This is a genomic window from Streptomyces sp. NPDC058335, from assembly GCF_042723915.1.
In the GTDB taxonomy this organism is placed as follows: domain Bacteria; phylum Actinomycetota; class Actinomycetes; order Streptomycetales; family Streptomycetaceae; genus Streptomyces.
Genome location: NZ_JBHXHX010000003.1, coordinates 341,829 through 357,248 on the forward strand (window position 1 = coordinate 341,829; position 15,420 = coordinate 357,248).

The 15,420-nt window shown below is 70.5% G+C and carries 16 protein-coding genes and 1 riboswitch; of the genes, 15 read left to right on the top strand and 1 reads right to left on the bottom strand.

The genetic code is table 11. The features are described 5' to 3' along the window. Window positions 1–74 precede the first annotated feature (74 nt). The 8 genes from lepB to ACFWJX_RS07420 all read left to right on the top strand — a co-directional run bounded on the left by lepB (window position 75) and on the right by ACFWJX_RS07420 (window position 6,785). The gene (lepB, locus tag ACFWJX_RS07385; protein WP_383238143.1) at window positions 75–857 is read left to right on the top strand and encodes a signal peptidase I; all 783 of its coding nucleotides are present in this window, start codon (window positions 75–77) and stop codon (window positions 855–857) included. Next, entirely contained in the window at window positions 847–1,380 is a 534-nt protein-coding gene (locus ACFWJX_RS07390; RefSeq protein WP_383238145.1) for an NUDIX hydrolase, read from the top strand. The genes lepB and ACFWJX_RS07390 overlap by 11 nt, the downstream gene beginning before the upstream one ends. 56 nt (window positions 1,381–1,436) lie before the next feature. Next, on the top strand, window positions 1,437–1,745 hold the full coding sequence (locus tag ACFWJX_RS07395) for a DUF2469 domain-containing protein (protein WP_003965949.1): 309 nt from the start codon (window positions 1,437–1,439) through the stop codon (window positions 1,743–1,745). Window positions 1,746–1,822: 77 nt separating this feature from the next. Beyond that, complete coding sequence (locus ACFWJX_RS07400; RefSeq protein WP_383238148.1) at window positions 1,823–2,224, top strand: YraN family protein; 402 nt, start codon at window positions 1,823–1,825, stop codon at window positions 2,222–2,224. A gap of 1 nt (window position 2,225) precedes the next feature. Then, on the top strand, window positions 2,226–3,851 hold the full coding sequence (locus ACFWJX_RS07405; RefSeq protein WP_383238151.1) for a YifB family Mg chelatase-like AAA ATPase: 1,626 nt from the start codon (window positions 2,226–2,228) through the stop codon (window positions 3,849–3,851). Beyond that, window positions 3,848–5,008, top strand: coding sequence for a DNA-processing protein DprA (gene dprA, locus ACFWJX_RS07410; protein WP_383238154.1), 1,161 nt, complete (start codon window positions 3,848–3,850; stop codon window positions 5,006–5,008). The genes ACFWJX_RS07405 and dprA overlap by 4 nt, the downstream gene beginning before the upstream one ends. Before the next feature lie 291 nt (window positions 5,009–5,299). Beyond that, window positions 5,300–6,136, top strand: a complete 837-nt coding sequence (gene whiG, locus ACFWJX_RS07415) for an RNA polymerase sigma factor WhiG (protein WP_383238157.1) — start codon at window positions 5,300–5,302, stop codon at window positions 6,134–6,136. A 94-nt stretch (window positions 6,137–6,230) separates the two neighbouring features. Then, entirely contained in the window at window positions 6,231–6,785 is a 555-nt protein-coding gene (locus ACFWJX_RS07420; RefSeq protein WP_383238486.1) for a TetR/AcrR family transcriptional regulator, read from the top strand. Between the two features lie 62 nt (window positions 6,786–6,847). Here ACFWJX_RS07420 and ACFWJX_RS07425 read toward each other — a convergent pair whose 3' ends face one another. Continuing rightward, window positions 6,848–7,492, bottom strand: coding sequence for a murein hydrolase activator EnvC family protein (locus ACFWJX_RS07425; protein WP_383238160.1), 645 nt, complete (start codon window positions 7,490–7,492; stop codon window positions 6,848–6,850). 282 nt (window positions 7,493–7,774) lie between these two features. On the opposite strand from ACFWJX_RS07425, the gene rpsB reads away from it, so the two are divergent. From rpsB to ACFWJX_RS07460, 7 genes are all read left to right on the top strand, one after another. Next, the gene (rpsB, locus tag ACFWJX_RS07430; protein WP_383238163.1) at window positions 7,775–8,719 is read left to right on the top strand and encodes a 30S ribosomal protein S2; all 945 of its coding nucleotides are present in this window, start codon (window positions 7,775–7,777) and stop codon (window positions 8,717–8,719) included. A gap of 155 nt (window positions 8,720–8,874) precedes the next feature. Beyond that, window positions 8,875–9,711, top strand: coding sequence for a translation elongation factor Ts (gene tsf, locus ACFWJX_RS07435; RefSeq protein WP_383238166.1), 837 nt, complete (start codon window positions 8,875–8,877; stop codon window positions 9,709–9,711). Window positions 9,712–9,897: 186 nt separating this feature from the next. After that, entirely contained in the window at window positions 9,898–10,659 is a 762-nt protein-coding gene (gene pyrH / locus ACFWJX_RS07440) for a UMP kinase (protein WP_073499090.1), read from the top strand. A 195-nt stretch (window positions 10,660–10,854) separates the two neighbouring features. Next, on the top strand, window positions 10,855–11,412 hold the full coding sequence (gene frr, locus ACFWJX_RS07445; protein ID WP_383238169.1) for a ribosome recycling factor: 558 nt from the start codon (window positions 10,855–10,857) through the stop codon (window positions 11,410–11,412). Then, the gene (locus ACFWJX_RS07450) at window positions 11,412–12,638 is read left to right on the top strand and encodes a phosphatidate cytidylyltransferase (RefSeq protein ID WP_383238172.1); all 1,227 of its coding nucleotides are present in this window, start codon (window positions 11,412–11,414) and stop codon (window positions 12,636–12,638) included. The genes frr and ACFWJX_RS07450 overlap by 1 nt, the downstream gene beginning before the upstream one ends. Window positions 12,639–12,947: 309 nt before the next feature. Beyond that, window positions 12,948–14,054, top strand: coding sequence for a 23S rRNA (adenine(2503)-C(2))-methyltransferase RlmN (gene rlmN / locus ACFWJX_RS07455; protein WP_355978550.1), 1,107 nt, complete (start codon window positions 12,948–12,950; stop codon window positions 14,052–14,054). Between the two features lie 57 nt (window positions 14,055–14,111). After that, window positions 14,112–14,218: riboswitch (TPP riboswitch) on the top strand. An 80-nt stretch (window positions 14,219–14,298) separates the two neighbouring features. Then, complete coding sequence (locus tag ACFWJX_RS07460; RefSeq protein ID WP_383238175.1) at window positions 14,299–15,387, top strand: thiamine ABC transporter substrate binding subunit; 1,089 nt, start codon at window positions 14,299–14,301, stop codon at window positions 15,385–15,387. Window positions 15,388–15,420: the final 33 nt, after the last annotated feature.

A 15,420-nucleotide genomic window follows, 5' to 3' on the forward strand; every position in this document is an offset into this window, starting at 1 on the left:
TTGCTCAAGCTTGCGGGCCCGGCCGGGGAAGAGGGGCTGCCCCGGCTCGGTACCGCCGGGTAGGGTGCGGATCCATGGGTGGCGAGAGCACGACACGTACGGCCCCGCACGGCGGCGGTGGCACCAGTGGTGGCCCGGTGGGCAGCCGGACCGGACACGTTCTGTCCGGTGTGGCCGTCGCGCTGGGCCTCGCGCTGTTTCTCGGCGGATTCGGCTGGGCGGCGCTCATCTACCGGCCGTACACCGTGCCCACCAGCTCGATGACCCCGACGATCGACGCCGGTGACCGGGTCCTCGCCCAGGTCGTGGACGGTGGCGAGGTGCGCCGCGGGGACGTCGTCGTCTTCACCGACAAGACCTGGGCGAGCAATGCGCCGGTGGTCAAGCGGGTGGTCGCGGTCGGCGGCGACACCGTCGCCTGCTGCACCGACGGGAAGCTGACCGTCAACGGCAAGCAGATCGAGGAGCCGTATCTGCCCGAGGGCAGCCTCGCCGAGATCACGGACTTCCCGACCGTGAAGGTCCCCGACGGCCGCCTCTTCCTGCTCGGCGACGAACGCGAGGGCTCCCTCGACTCCACCGCCCACCTCACCGACGCCGCCAGCGGCACGGTCGCGCGCAGCTCGGTCAAGGCCCGTGTCGACGCCGTCGTATGGCCCATGAACGGCATGCTCAAGCGCCCCACCGGCTTCGAGTCGCTGGGCACGCTCTCCGAACCGGGTCCGCTGCGCACGATCGGCTGGCTGATCGTGGCCGGTGCGGGGCTCGTCCTCGGCGGCGGCGCGTACAGCCCCATCGCCAAATTCGCCGCCCGCGGCCGCGCCGGCACCCGCCCGGAGCGATCCGGTGCCCGCTGAGACGACGGACGCGGGCGTCGACTCGTACGAGGGCGGGTTGCGCAGGGTCGCCCGGGTGGTACTGCTCGACCCCGAGGACCGCATCCTGCTGCTGCACGGCCATGAGCCGGACGACCCGGCCGACGACTGGTGGTTCACGCCCGGCGGCGGTGTGGAGGGCGACGAGACCCGTGAACAGGCCGCGAGGCGGGAACTCGCCGAGGAGACCGGCATCACCGACGTCGATCTGGGGCCGGTGCTGTGGCGGCGGAGGTGCTCCTTCCCGTTCGCCGGCCGCCGCTGGGACCAGGACGAGTGGTACTACCTGGCCCGGACGGCCGATACGTCCGGGGTGGATCCCCGGGCGACGGCCCTGACCGAGCTGGAGCGGCGCAGCGTCTCCGGAGCGCGCTGGTGGACGTGTCGGGAACTGACCCAGGCACATGAGACGGTGTATCCGACCAGACTCGCCGGGCTGCTGCGCAGGCTGCTCGACGAAGGTCCTCCGGCCCGGCCCGTAACCCTTGACACGGAAATCGTCTAGCGGCTCACGGGACTGGCGCACAATGGGGGGATCGCACGGCTGAAGGGGAACATGCCATGAGCGCCGAGGACCTCGAGAAGTACGAGACCGAGATGGAGCTGAAGCTCTACCGGGAGTACCGCGACGTCGTCGGTCTGTTCAAATACGTGATCGAGACCGAGCGGCGTTTCTACCTGACCAACGACTACGAGATGCAGGTGCACTCGGTCCAGGGTGAGGTGTTCTTCGAGGTGTCGATGGCGGATGCCTGGGTGTGGGACATGTACCGGCCGGCCCGGTTCGTGAAGCAGGTGCGGGTGCTCACGTTTAAGGACGTGAACATCGAGGAGCTGAACAAGAGCGACCTGGAGCTGCCGGGCGGATGACCGTCCTTCCTGTGGGTGACGAAGTTGTCCACAGCCGCTGAGTTGTGCACCAAGATCCTTTTTGGTGCGGCGGATGCGTGAACGTTGGCGCCGGAGGTGGTGCCGACATGAACACGGATCTGGCCCGAGGAGCACTGGGCAGGTACGGCGAGGAGCTGGCCGCACGGCGGCTGGCCGACGCCGGGATGACGGTCCTGGAGCGCAACTGGCGCTCCGGCAGGACCGGAGAGATCGACATCGTCGCGCGGGACGGTGACGTGCTGGTCGTCTGCGAGGTCAAGACCCGCAGGGACGGCGGCTTCCAGCACCCGATGGCGGGCGTGAGGCCCGAGAAGGCCGAGCGGCTGCGCGACCTCGCCCAGCGGTGGATCCAGGCCCACGGGGGAGCACCGCCGGGCGGTGTCCGCATCGACCTGGTCGGCGTCCTCCTGCCCCGGCGCGGGGCCGCCCTCGTCGAGCATGTGCGGGGGGTGGCCTGAGATGGGGTTCGCACGCACCTGCTCGGTGGCGCTGGTCGGCGTCGAAGGCGTGGTGGTCGAGGTCCAGGCCGACCTGGAGCCCGGAGTGGCGGCGTTCACGCTGGTGGGGCTGCCCGACAAGAGCCTGAGCGAGAGCCGGGACCGGGTGCGGGCCGCGGTGGTGAACTCCGGCGGTGAATGGCCGCAGAAGAAACTCACCGTCGGCCTCAGCCCCGCCTCCGTGCCCAAGGCCGGCAGTGGCTTCGACCTCGCCATCGCCAGCGCCGTGCTCGGCGCGGCCGAGCGGATCGACCCGCGAGTGCTCGCCGACATCGTGATGATCGGGGAGCTGGGCCTCGACGGACGGGTCCGCCCCGTCCGCGGGATCCTCCCCGCGGTGCTGGCCGCGGCGGACGCCGGCTACGAACAGGTCGTCGTGCCGGAGTGCGCCGCGGCCGAGGCCTCGCTGGTCCCGGGCATCTCCGTGCTCGGGGTGCGCAGCCTGCGGCAGCTGATCGCCGTACTCGCCGACGAGCCGGTGCCCCATGAGGAACCGGACGAGCCGGGCCGGCCCGACCCGCTCATGGCCGGCCTGCGGATGCCCGGCACCGGCGCCGCCACCGGCGTGCACGGTCTCGGCACCGCCCCGCACGACCAGGGGCACGACCTGGCGGACGTCGTGGGGCAGCGGTCGGCACGTACGGCGGTCGAGGTGTCCGCGGCGGGCGGACATCACCTGTTCCTGGAAGGCCCACCGGGCGCCGGCAAGACCATGCTCGCGGAGCGCATGCCGGCCGTCCTGCCTCGGCTCAGCCGGGAGGAGTCCCTGGAGGTCACGGCCGTCCACTCGGTCGCGGGGCTGCTGCCGCCGGGCAGGCCGCTGATCGACGTTCCCCCGTACTGCGCCCCGCACCACTCGGCCACGATGCAGGCGCTCGTCGGCGGCGGGCCCCACATCGCGCGGCCCGGGGCCGTTTCGATGGCTCACCGCGGAATCCTCTTTCTCGACGAAACCCCCGAGTTCAGCACCCATGCCCTCGACGCTCTCCGGCAGCCCCTGGAGGCCGGGCACGTGGTGATCGCGCGCAGTGCCGGGGTGGTGCGGTTTCCCGCGCGGTTCCTCATGGTGCTGGCGGCGAATCCCTGCCCGTGCGGCAGGTTCTCGCAGCGCGACACCCTGTGCGAGTGCCCGCCCTCGGCGATCCGCCGCTACCAGGCCCGGCTCTCCGGGCCGCTGCTCGACCGGGTGGACCTGCGGGTCGAGATCGATCCGGTCAGCCGGGCCGAGCTGACCCACCGCGGTCCCGGTGGCGACTCCACGGCCACGGTCGCCGACCGGGTCCGCGCCGCGAGGGAGCGTGCCGGGGCCCGGCTGACGGGCACTCCCTGGCGGACCAACAGCGAGGTACCGGGACGGGAGCTGCGCAGTCGCTGGCATCCCGTGACCGGCGCGATGGAGGAGGCCGAGCGGAGTTTGGAGCGCGGGGTGCTCACCGCCCGCGGGCTGGACCGCGTCCTGCGGGTCGCCTGGACCGTCGCCGACCTCGTCGGACACGACCGGCCCGACGCGGGGGACGTCGCCCTGGCCCTGCAACTGCGTACGGGGGTCCCACGCGGTGTGCCAATGGCGCTCGGAGCCCTGACATGACCGGCACCGTCGAGCCGGACGGGGAGCGGCTCGCGCGGGCCTTCCTCACCCGGGTCCTCGAACCCGGCGACGAGGTCGGCGGCGTCTGGGTGCGCGAGCGCGGTGCCGAGGAGGTGGTCCGGCGGCTGCGCGGCGGCGGGGAAGCCCTGCCCGGGGCGACCGAACAGCGGTGGGGCGGGCTCCTGGCACGGGCAGCGCGGGCCGAGCCGGAGCGGGACCTCGCCGTCGCCCGGGAGGCCGGAGTGCGGTTCGTCTGCCCGGGGGACGTCGAGTGGCCGGGTCCGCTGGACGATCTCGGGGACGCCCGGCCGCTGGGCCTGTGGGTCCGGGGCCGGCCCAGCCTGCGGATGTGGGCGCTCAGGTCGGTCGCGCTGGTCGGTGCCCGCGCCTGCACCGAGTACGGCGCGCACATGGCGGCCACCCTCGCCGCCGGCCTCGCCGAGCGCGGCTGGGTGGTGGTCTCCGGCGGCGCCTACGGCGTCGACGGCGCCGCTCACCGGGGCGCGCTCGCCGCGGGCGGCGCCACCGTCGCCGTGCTCGCCTGCGGGGTCGACCGGCCCTACCCACGCGGACACACGGGGTTGATCAACAGAATCGCGGACCAGGGCCTGGTGGTGGGGGAGCTACCGCCGGGGGACCATCCCACGCCGAGCAGGTTCATCCTGCGCAACCGGGTCATCGCCGCGCTCACCGGCGGCACCGTGGTCGTCGAGGCGGCCTACCGCAGCGGCTCCCTCGTCACCGCGCGGGCGGCGCAGCGGCTGGGCCGGCACACCATGGGTGTCCCCGGACCCGCCACCAGCGGACTCTCGGCGGGGGTGCACGAACTCCTGCGCGGGGAGGCCGTGCTCGTCACCGACGCCGCGGAGGTCGTCGAACTCGTCGGCGGCATCGGAGAGCTGGCCCCGGAGCGGCGTGGCCCGGTCCTGCCCCGCGATCTGCTGGAGCCGGACGCCCGGCGCGTCCTGGCCGCGCTTCCCGGCCGTCGGGCGGCGACGGTCGACGAGATCGCCCGCGAGGGCGGCACCACCAAGGACGACGCGATCGCGAGACTGTACGAACTCAGGGCACTTGGTTACGTCGAACGACACGGCGACGACTGGAAGTTGACACGCCAGGCGATGGTCTCCCTCCGAGCCGGGCGAGGCCCGTGTTGACCGAGGGGGTTCGGCCGTCCGGGGGAACGTCGAACCCCTTGAGAATTCCCGCAGTTGACGCGCCCCGCCGGTAACCCAGGGCGACCGGCGTGCCCCGCCGGGGCGCCCAGCGGAACGTATCTGCGTACAGCTCCGGGCAAGGAGTTCGCACACCGCGACACTCCAGTCACGCTACGCTCACGTGGATTCCGGCACAGACCGGCCACTCGGCACCACCCGACACCAGACCGACAGCTCACTCCAGGCACCCCCATCGCACGCACATCACGGCAGAACGACACAAGGCGACGAATGCCCCAGCACACCTCCGGGTCCGACCGGGCGGCGATCCCCCCAGCCGCCCGGGACGGTGGCAGCGTGCGGCCGCCCGCTCCCTCGACGCTCGACGAGCTGTGGCGGTCGTACAAGGCGACGGGGGACGAGCGGCTGCGGGAGCAGCTGATCCTGCACTACTCGCCGCTCGTGAAATACGTGGCGGGACGGGTGAGCGTGGGGCTCCCGCCCAATGTGGAGCAGGCGGACTTCGTGTCCTCGGGGGTGTTCGGGCTGATCGACGCGATCGAGAAGTTCGACATCGAGCGGGAGATCAAGTTCGAGACGTACGCGATCACCCGGATCCGCGGCGCGATGATCGACGAGCTGCGGGCGCTGGACTGGATCCCCCGGTCCGTACGGCAGAAGGCACGCAACGTCGAGCGGGCCTACGCCACGCTGGAGGCGCGGCTCAGGCGGACTCCCTCGGAGGTCGAGGTGGCCGCCGAGCTGGGCATCGCGGTGGACGACCTGCACTCCGTGTTCAGTCAGTTGTCGCTGGCCAACGTGGTGGCCCTGGAGGAGCTGCTGCATGTCGGCGGCGAGGGCGGCCTCAGCGTCATGGACACGCTGGAGGACACCGCCGCGGACAACCCCGTGGAGGTGGCCGAGGACCGGGAGCTGCGGCGGTTCCTGGCGCGGGCCATCAACACGCTGCCCGAGCGCGAGAAGACGGTCGTGACGCTGTACTACTACGAGGGGCTGACCCTCGCCGAGATCGGCAACGTGCTGGGGGTCACCGAGAGCCGGGTCAGTCAGATCCACACCAAATCCGTGCTGCAATTGCGCGCGAAACTGGCGAGCTTCGGCCGTTGAGCCCGTCGGAGGACGGTCGTGAGGCCGGAGCCACTCCCCATGCGGGTGCGGCGTCCGTAGAGTGGTTGACGTGCCAAGGATTCGAGCGGCCTCCGTGGCCGAGCACCGGTCGATGCAGCGAGCCGCCCTGCTGGACGCGGCTCGTTCGCTGCTGTCCGAGGGCGGCACGGAGGCGCTGACCTTCCCCGCCCTCGCCGAGCGGACGGGGCTCGCGCGCTCCTCCGTGTACGAGTACTTCCGGTCGCGGGCGGCCGTGGTCGAGGAGCTGTGCGAGGTCGACTTCCCCGTCTGGGCTGCGGAGGTCGAGGCGGCGATGGCCGCGGCGGAGGGACCGGAGGCCAAGGTCGAGGCATATGTGCGGCGGCAGCTGACGCTGGTCGGGGACCGGCGGCACCGGGCCGTGGTGGCGATCTCGGCGAGCGAGCTGGACGCGGGGGCGCGGGAGAAGATCCGGGCCGCGCACGGAGGGCTCGTGGCGATGATCGTCGAGGCGGTGGGGGAGTTGGGGCACGCGGAGCCGCGGCTGGCGGCGATGCTGGTGCAGGGGGTGGTGGACGCGGCTGTGCGGAGGATCGAGCTGGGGGTGGAGGAGCCGTCCGTGGTGACGGAAGCGGCGGTGGGGATGGTCGTGCGGGGGGTTCGGGGATAGGCGGGTGGAGGGCGCAGCCCTGGCGGCGCGGCGTGCGGCTCCGGCCACCGCCGGTCACGTGATCACGGCAGCGGTACCCCCAATACCGGTAGCAGCCGCGATGGGGCCCTTCTGCCGAGCCATGCGGGGAGCAGGGACAAAGGGTTCAGGTAGGTCTCGTCTCTGCGCAGACCCCAGTGGAGGCAGGTGGTGGGGCAGTGGGAGGCCGTGGGGGAGAGGGTGCCGATCGGCTGGGCCGGGGTGATCTCGTCGCCCTTGGTGACCGAGGGGTCCACCGGCTCGTAGGTCGTGCGCAGGGACGGGGTGCCTGTTCCGGTCAGTTCGAGTGAGACCACGCCCCGTCCCGCCACCTGGCCCGCGAACAGGACCCGGCCCGCCGCGACGGCCCGGACCGGGGTGCCGGCGGGCGCCGCCAGGTCGACACCGCGGTGGCCGCGGGCGTACGGGGTGGCCGGGGGTTCCCAGCCGCGCACCACCGCGGGGCGGGTGCCCACCGGCCAGGACCGGGCGATCGCCGGAACCGGGGGCGGAACCAGGGACGGAACCGGGGACGGAACCAGGGACGGGGACGGAACCGGGGACGGGGACGGAACCGGGGACGGGGCAGCGGCGGAGGGCGGGGACGGCGAGGGCGTCGCGCCGGACGCCGAGGCCGTCGCCGTGAGCAGGAGGCCCAGCGGCAGGGCCAGGAATCGGTTGACGTGCATGGGAGAACCGTCCCGCCCGCGGACCCGGCGCCGCCCGGACCTGTGGACTACTCCCCGGTTGTGGACAGCGGCGTCACCCGGTACCCCGCGGGTCCCGTACACTTCTTCTGGCGATCCGGGTCACCGGGTCGACTTCGCACGCCCCGGTATCAGGGCCCCGACCTCGGTCGGATCCCCGGTATCTGCGCCCCTCGGTCCTTCGTGGCTCGGCGCACAGCGGGCGTCAGGAGCGGGAGCCGTCCGGTTCCCGCGGCACAACCGAGAAAATCAAGGAGAGCGGCCATGGCCGTCGTCACGATGCGGGAGCTGCTGGAGAGCGGCGTCCACTTCGGTCACCAGACCCGTCGTTGGAACCCGAAGATGAAGCGCTTCATCTTCACGGAGCGCAACGGCATCTACATCATCGACCTGCTCCAGTCGCTGTCGTACATCGACCGCGCCTACGAGTTCGTCAAGGAGACCGTCGCCCACGGCGGCACGGTCATGTTCGTCGGCACGAAGAAGCAGGCGCAGGAGGCCATCGCCGAGCAGGCCACCCGCGTCGGCATGCCCTACGTCAACCAGCGCTGGCTGGGCGGCATGCTCACCAACTTCTCGACCGTCTACAAGCGTCTGCAGCGCCTCAAGGAGCTCGAGCAGATCGACTTCGAGGACGTCGCCGCGTCGGGTCTGACGAAGAAGGAGCTCCTGGTCCTCTCGCGCGAGAAGATCAAGCTCGAGAAGACCCTCGGTGGTATCCGCGAGATGTCCAAGGTCCCCAGCGCCGTCTGGATCGTGGACACCAAGAAGGAGCACATCGCGGTCGGTGAGGCCCGGAAGCTCAACATTCCGGTGGTCGCCATCCTCGACACCAACTGCGACCCCGACGAGGTCGACTACAAGATCCCGGGCAACGACGACGCGATCCGCTCCGTCACGCTGCTCACCCGCGTGATCGCCGACGCCGTGGCCGAGGGCCTCATCTCCCGCTCCGGTGTCGCCACCGAGGGCAAGGGCGACAAGGCCGCCGGCGAGCCGCTGGCCGCGTGGGAGCGCGACCTGCTCGAGGGCGAGAAGAAGGCGGACGCCGAGAACGCGGACGACGCCGCCGAGAAGCCGGCCGAGGCCGCTGCCGAGGCGCCCGCCGCCGAGGCCGCCGCCGAGGCGCCGGCTGCCGAGGAGGCCCCGGCTGCGGAGGCTCCGGCCGCCGAGGCCGAGGCTCCGGCCGCCGAGGCCGAGCAGGCCTGACCCGTCGGGACGTGCGACGGCGGGAGCGGTGACATCGAGTCCGCTCCCGCCGTTCACCCGTAGGTCAGCGGTGGGTCACAGGCCTACAGCTCCATGTAGGCCGCAGACCCCGTAGATCTTCGATCTTCCAGACTTCGAGAAAGACTCACAGACTCATGGCGAACTACACCGCCGCCGACGTCAAGAAGCTCCGCGAGCTCACCGGCGCCGGCATGATGGACTGCAAGAAGGCGCTGGACGAGGCCGAGGGCAACGTCGACAAGGCCGTCGAGGCGCTCCGTATCAAGGGCCAGAAGGGCGTCGCCAAGCGCGAGGGCCGCTCCGCCGAGAACGGCGCCGTGGTCTCGGTCATCGCCGACGACAACTCGGCCGGCACCATCGTCGAGCTGAAGTGCGAGACGGACTTCGTCGCCAAGGGCGAGAAGTTCCAGGCCGTCGCCAACGCGATCGTCGAGCACGTCGCCAAGACCTCCCCGGCCGACCTCGAGGCGCTCCTCGCCTCCGAGATCGAGCCCGGCAAGACCGTCCAGGCGTACGTGGACGAGGCCAACGCCAACCTGGGCGAGAAGATCGTCCTGGACCGCTTCGCGCAGTTCGCGGACGGCTACGTCTCCGCGTACATGCACCGCACGATGCCCGACCTGCCCCCGCAGATCGGTGTCCTCGTCGAGCTGGACAAGCCCAACGCCGACGTCGCCAAGGGCATCGCCCAGCACATCGCCGCCTTCGCGCCGAAGTACCTCTCCAAGGAGGACGTGCCGGCCGAGGTCGTCGAGTCGGAGCGTCGTATCGCCGAGGAGACCACCCGCGCCGAGGGCAAGCCCGAGGCCGCGATCGCCAAGATCGTCGAGGGTCGTCTCAACGGCTTCTTCAAGGACGCCACGGTCCTCGGTCAGCCCTACGCCCTGGACAACAAGAAGTCCGTGCAGAAGGTCCTGGACGAGGCCGGTGTCAGCCTGAAGCGCTTCGCGCGCATCAAGGTCGGCATCTGAGTCCGTACCGCGACGGACGCCCGGCCCCGATAGGGTCGGCAGCAGTCGTCCGTGGACGCCGTCACCTGGCGTGTGACGGACGACAGCAGATCTGACGAGGAGGCCATTGCCGCGCACGGGTTGCGAACACCCCACCGGCAGTGGCCTTCTTCGTATGTGCACCACGTGAAAGAGGCGGGATCTCCCATGACCACCACCAAGGCCCAGAAGAGCGACGACGGCAAAGTGAGCGGCCGGTTTCTGCTGAAGCTGTCCGGAGAGGCTTTCGCCGGTGGCGGCAGCCTGGGTGTCGATCCCGACGTGGTGCACAAGATCGCCCGGGAGATCGCGGCCGTCGTGCGTGACGGGGCGGAGATCGCGGTGGTCATCGGCGGCGGCAACTTCTTCCGCGGCGCCGAACTCCAGGTACGAGGCATGGACCGGGCCCGCTCGGACTACATGGGCATGCTCGGCACCGTCATGAACTGCCTCGCCCTCCAGGACTTCCTGGAGAAGGAAGGCATCGACAGCCGGGTCCAGACCGCCATCACCATGGGCCAGGTCGCCGAGCCGTACATCCCGCTGCGCGCCGTGCGCCACCTGGAGAAGGGCCGCGTCGTCATCTTCGGCGCCGGTATGGGCATGCCGTACTTCTCCACCGACACCACCGCCGCCCAGCGCGCCCTGGAGATCGACGCCGAGGCGCTCCTGATGGGCAAGAACGGCGTGGACGGCGTCTACGACTCCGACCCGAAGACCAACCCGGAGGCCGTCAAGTTCGACGCCCTCGGCTACGGCGAGGTCATCACGCGCGAGCTGAAGGTCGCCGACGCCACCGCCATCACGCTGTGCCGCGACAACAAGCTCCCGATCCTCGTCTTCGAGCTTCTGGTGGAGGGCAATATCGCTCGGGCCGTCAAGGGTGAGAAGATCGGCACGCTGGTGAGTGAGCAGGGCAGCCGGGCCTGACCGGCGGAACTCCCCGGTCCGGTCCGTGGGAACCCCGGTTCCCACGACAACACCTGACCGGGCGACGGACCCTGGTCGGGGGATGGACAATGTCCTGCCGGTCGGGAACCGTGCAGGAAGAAGACGCGACGCAGCCGGCCGCCGCCTCCGCAAGGAACCGGAGCCGGGCCTACTCAAGACACGCAGGAGCAAGTGGTGATCGAAGAGACCCTCCTCGAGGCCGAGGAGAAGATGGAGAAGGCCGTCCTGGTCGCCAAGGAGGACTTCGCCGCGATCCGCACCGGCCGTGCGCACCCGGCGATGTTCAACAAGATCGTGGCCGACTACTACGGCGCGCCGACGCCGATCAACCAGCTGGCTTCGTTCTCCGTGCCGGAGCCGCGCATGGCGGTCGTGACCCCGTTCGACAAGAGCGCGCTGCGCAACATCGAGCAGGCGATCCGTGACTCGGACCTGGGCGTCAACCCGAGCAACGACGGCAACATCATCCGGGTGGTGTTCCCCGAGCTGACGGAGGAGCGCCGCCGCGACTACATCAAGGTCGCCAAGAGCAAGGGCGAGGACGCCAAGGTGTCCATCCGCGCCGTGCGCCGCAAGGCCAAGGACGCGATCGACAAGCTCATCAAGGACGGCGAGGTCGGCGAGGACGAGGGCCGCCGTGCCGAGAAGGAACTCGACGACACCACCGCGAAGTACGTCGCCCAGGTGGACGAGCTCCTCAAGCACAAGGAAGCGGAGCTGCTCGAGGTCTGATGAACGACTCTTCCTGGGGCGCTCCGCCACGAGCCGGTTCACAGGCCGGGTACTGGGGGCCCAACGATCACGGGGCCGTCCCGCACGGACCTGTCCAGGGGGCTGCCCCGGCGGGTCCCGCGTACGATGCGCCTGAGGCGCAGCAGACTCGCCCCATGCCCATCGTCCCCGACGTACCCGCTCATGGCGGAAACCAGGATGACGACCGGGGGGCCGCTCGGCTGGGCGGCCCCTTGTTCCGAGACGAGACGTTCCGCGACGGGACGTCCCACGGCGGGACGTTCCGAAACGAGACGTCCCCCGCGGGGACGTTCCGTGACGAGACCCCGTCGGCACAGCCCCCTGCGGCGGTGCCGCAGAATCCGGAGCCCATGCCCGACGCACCACAGCCGGCATCCGCCCCGCAGAAGAAGAGCGCGGGCCGTGACCTGACTGCGGCCATAGGGGTCGGTGTCGGACTCGGTGCGGTGATCATCGCGTCGCTGTTCGTCGTCAAGGCCGTCTTCGTCGGCGTGATCGCGGTCGCCGTCGTCGTCGGCCTGTGGGAGCTGACCAGTCGGCTCCAGGAGCGCAAGGGCATCAAGGCTCCGCTGGTGCCGCTCGCGGTCGGCGGCGCGGCCATGGTCGTCGCCGGATACGTCCGGGGTGCCGAGGGCGCCTGGGTTGCCATGGCCCTGACCGCGCTCGCGGTCCTGGTCTGGCGGATGACGGAACCGCCGGAAGGTTACCTCAAGGACGTCACTGCCGGAGTCTTCGCGGCCTTCTACGTCCCGTTCCTGGCCACGTTCGTCGCGATGATGCTCACCGCGGACGACGGGGCGCTCCGCGTCATGACGTTCCTGCTGCTGACGGTCGTCAGCGACACCGGGGCGTACGCCGTCGGCTGGCGCTTCGGCAAGCACAAGCTCGCTCCGCGGATCAGCCCCGGCAAGACCCGCGAGGGCCTGCTCGGCGCGGTGTCGTTCGCGATGGTCGTCGGTGCACTGTGCATGGAGTTCGTGATCGAGGACGGCACCTGGTGGCAGGGTCTGCTGCTCGGCCTGGCGGTCGCGGCCAGCGCCACCCTCGGTGACCTCGGCGAGTCCATGATCAAGCGGGACCTCGGCATCAAGGACATGGGCACCCTGCTCCCCGGTCACGGCGGCATCATGGACCGCCTGGACTCGCTCCTGCCCACCGCGCCGGTGGTGTGGCTGTTGCTGGTGCTGTTCGTGGGGTCCGGCTGATCGGTACTCAGCCCGGTCGAAACGAGCCCCCGTCCCCCGCGGACGGGGGCTCGTCCCGTGATCAACCGCTCCGACAGGGTCCCGCGCATGGGGACGGCGAGACGGGGCGAGGACGGCCGGTACCACGGTGATCTGCCGTGCCGATGGTGCGAGGCGCTCCTCGCGCAGAACGGACGGCGCAGGCCGAAGCTCTACTGCGGCGGATGGCACCGGACGACGACGTACGCCGCCCGGTGCGTCACACCGCGACCGGCGGGCTGTTCTGAGCCGACCGGGGCACCCGAATGGATCTGCGACACTGGTAGAGCCATGCCTAAGCCCGGAGAACTCACTTTCGTCGCCCCCCGCGGAGCCAAGAAGCCGCCGCGGCACCTCGCCGACCTCTCGCCCGCCGAGCGGAAGGAGGTGGTGGCGGAGATCGGTGAGAAGCCGTTCCGTGCGAAACAGCTGTCGCAGCACTACTTCGCGCGGTTCGCGCACGACCCGGCCGAGTGGACCGACATCCCCGCCGGTGCCCGTGAGAAGCTGCGCGAGGCGCTGCTGCCCGATCTGATGACGGTCGTACGGCATCTGTCGACGGACCAGGGGACCACCCGCAAGACGCTCTGGCGGCTGTTCGACGGCACGCTCGTGGAGTCGGTGCTGATGCGGTACCCGGACCGGGTGACCATGTGCATCAGTTCGCAGGCCGGCTGCGGGATGAACTGCCCGTTCTGCGCGACCGGGCAGGCGGGGCTCGACCGGAACCTGTCCACCGCCGAGATCGTCCACCAGATCGTGGACGGGATGCGGGCGCTGCGCGACGGAGAGGTTCCCGGCGGACCGGCCCGGCTGTCCAACATCGTGTTCATGGGCATGGGTGAGCCGCTCGCCAACTACAAGCGGGTCGTCGGCTCCATCCGCGCGCTCACCGACCCCGCGCCCGACGGGCTGGGGCTCTCGCAGCGCGGGATCACCGTGTCGACCGTGGGGCTGGTGCCGGCCATCAACCGGTTCTCCGACGAAGGCTTCAAGTGCCGGCTGGCCATCTCGCTGCACGCCCCCGACGACGAGCTGCGCGACACCCTCGTCCCCGTGAACACGCGGTGGAAGGTGCGCGAGGTGCTCGACGCCGGATTCGAGTACGCCGAGAGGTCCGGGCGCCGGCTGTCCATCGAGTACGCGCTGATCCGCGACATCAACGACCAGGCCTGGCGTGGTGACCGTCTCGGGCGCATGCTCAAGGGCCGGCCCGTACATGTGAACCTGATCCCGCTCAACCCGACGCCGGGTTCCAAGTGGACCGCCTCCCGGCCCGAGGACGAGAAGGCGTTCGTCGAGGCCATCGCGGCGCACGGGGTGCCCGTCACCGTCCGGGACACGCGTGGTCAGGAGATCGACGGGGCGTGTGGTCAGCTCGCCGCCACCGAGCGGTAGTCTGACCGACGTAAGTACTGTCCTGTTTTCAGACAGTGCGGTAAATCAGACATCTTCATATTCCGACAGGGGAGCGCCACAGCGCTGAGAGTGCGGCACCGGGCCGCAGACCCTCTGAACCTCGCCCAGGTCATTCTGGGTAGGAAGTTCGGTCATCACTCGAGCTGTTGCGCCCTGCCCGGACACCCTCGCGGGTTCCGGGCGGGGCCGCGTCTCTTCCTGGTCACCTCCAGGAGGAATTCCAGTGCACACCAGGACGTTCGTGGCCGCGGCCGTAGGCCTCGGTCTCGGTCTCGTCACGCTGTCCGCCTGCGGATCGTCGGACGACGGCGGTTCCTCGCAGAGCGAGAGCAAGACCGTCACCCTCGTCAGCCATGACTCGTGGGCCGTCTCCGAGAACGTGCTCGCCGACTTCGAGAAGAAGTCCGGCTACCAGGTGAAGGTCCTCAAGGACGGCGACGCCGGGCAGGCCGTCAACAAGGCGATCCTCACCAAGGACAACCCGCAGGGCGACGTCTTCTTCGGCGTCGACAACACCCTGCTCTCCCGCGCGCTCGACAACGGCGTCTTCCAGCCGTACGAGGCGCAGGGGCTGGACCAGGTCGACGGGCAGTACCAGCTGGACGCCGGAAAGCACCGGGTCACGCCCGTCGACTACGGCGACATCTGCGTCAACTACGACAAGAAGTACTTCACCGATCACAAGCTGGCCCCGCCGGCCACCTTCGACGACCTGGCGAAGCCGGCGTACAAGAACCTGCTCGTCACCGAGAACGCCTCCACCTCCTCGCCCGGCCTCGGCTTCCTGCTCGGCACGGCCGCCAAGTACGGGGACGGGGGAGGCTGGGAGGGTTACTGGAAGAAGCTCAAGGCCAACGGTGTGAAGGTCGTCGACGGCTGGGAGCAGGCCTACAACGAGGAGTTCTCCGGCTCGGCCGGCGGCAGGAAGGCCGGCGGGGACCGGCCGCTCGTCGTCTCCTACGCCTCCTCGCCGCCCGCCGAGGTGATCTACGGCGACCCGAAGCCGACGACCGCGCCGACCGGTGTCGCGACCGGCACCTGCTTCCGGCAGGTCGAGTTCGCCGGACTGCTGAGCAACGCCGAGAACAGCGAGGGCGGCAAGGCGCTGATCGACTTCCTGATCTCGAAGACGTTCCAGGAGGACATGCCGCTCAACATGTTCGTCTACCCGGTGGCCAAGGGCGCGGCCGTGCCCGCCGAGTTCACCGAGTACGGCCCGGCCGCCGAGGATCCCGAGACGATGGACCCGGCGAAGATCGCCGCGGACCGCGACCAGTGGGTCAAGTCGTGGACCTCGCTCGTACTGAAGTAGACCGGCGGGCGGCCCCGCGCCGCGGGCGTACCG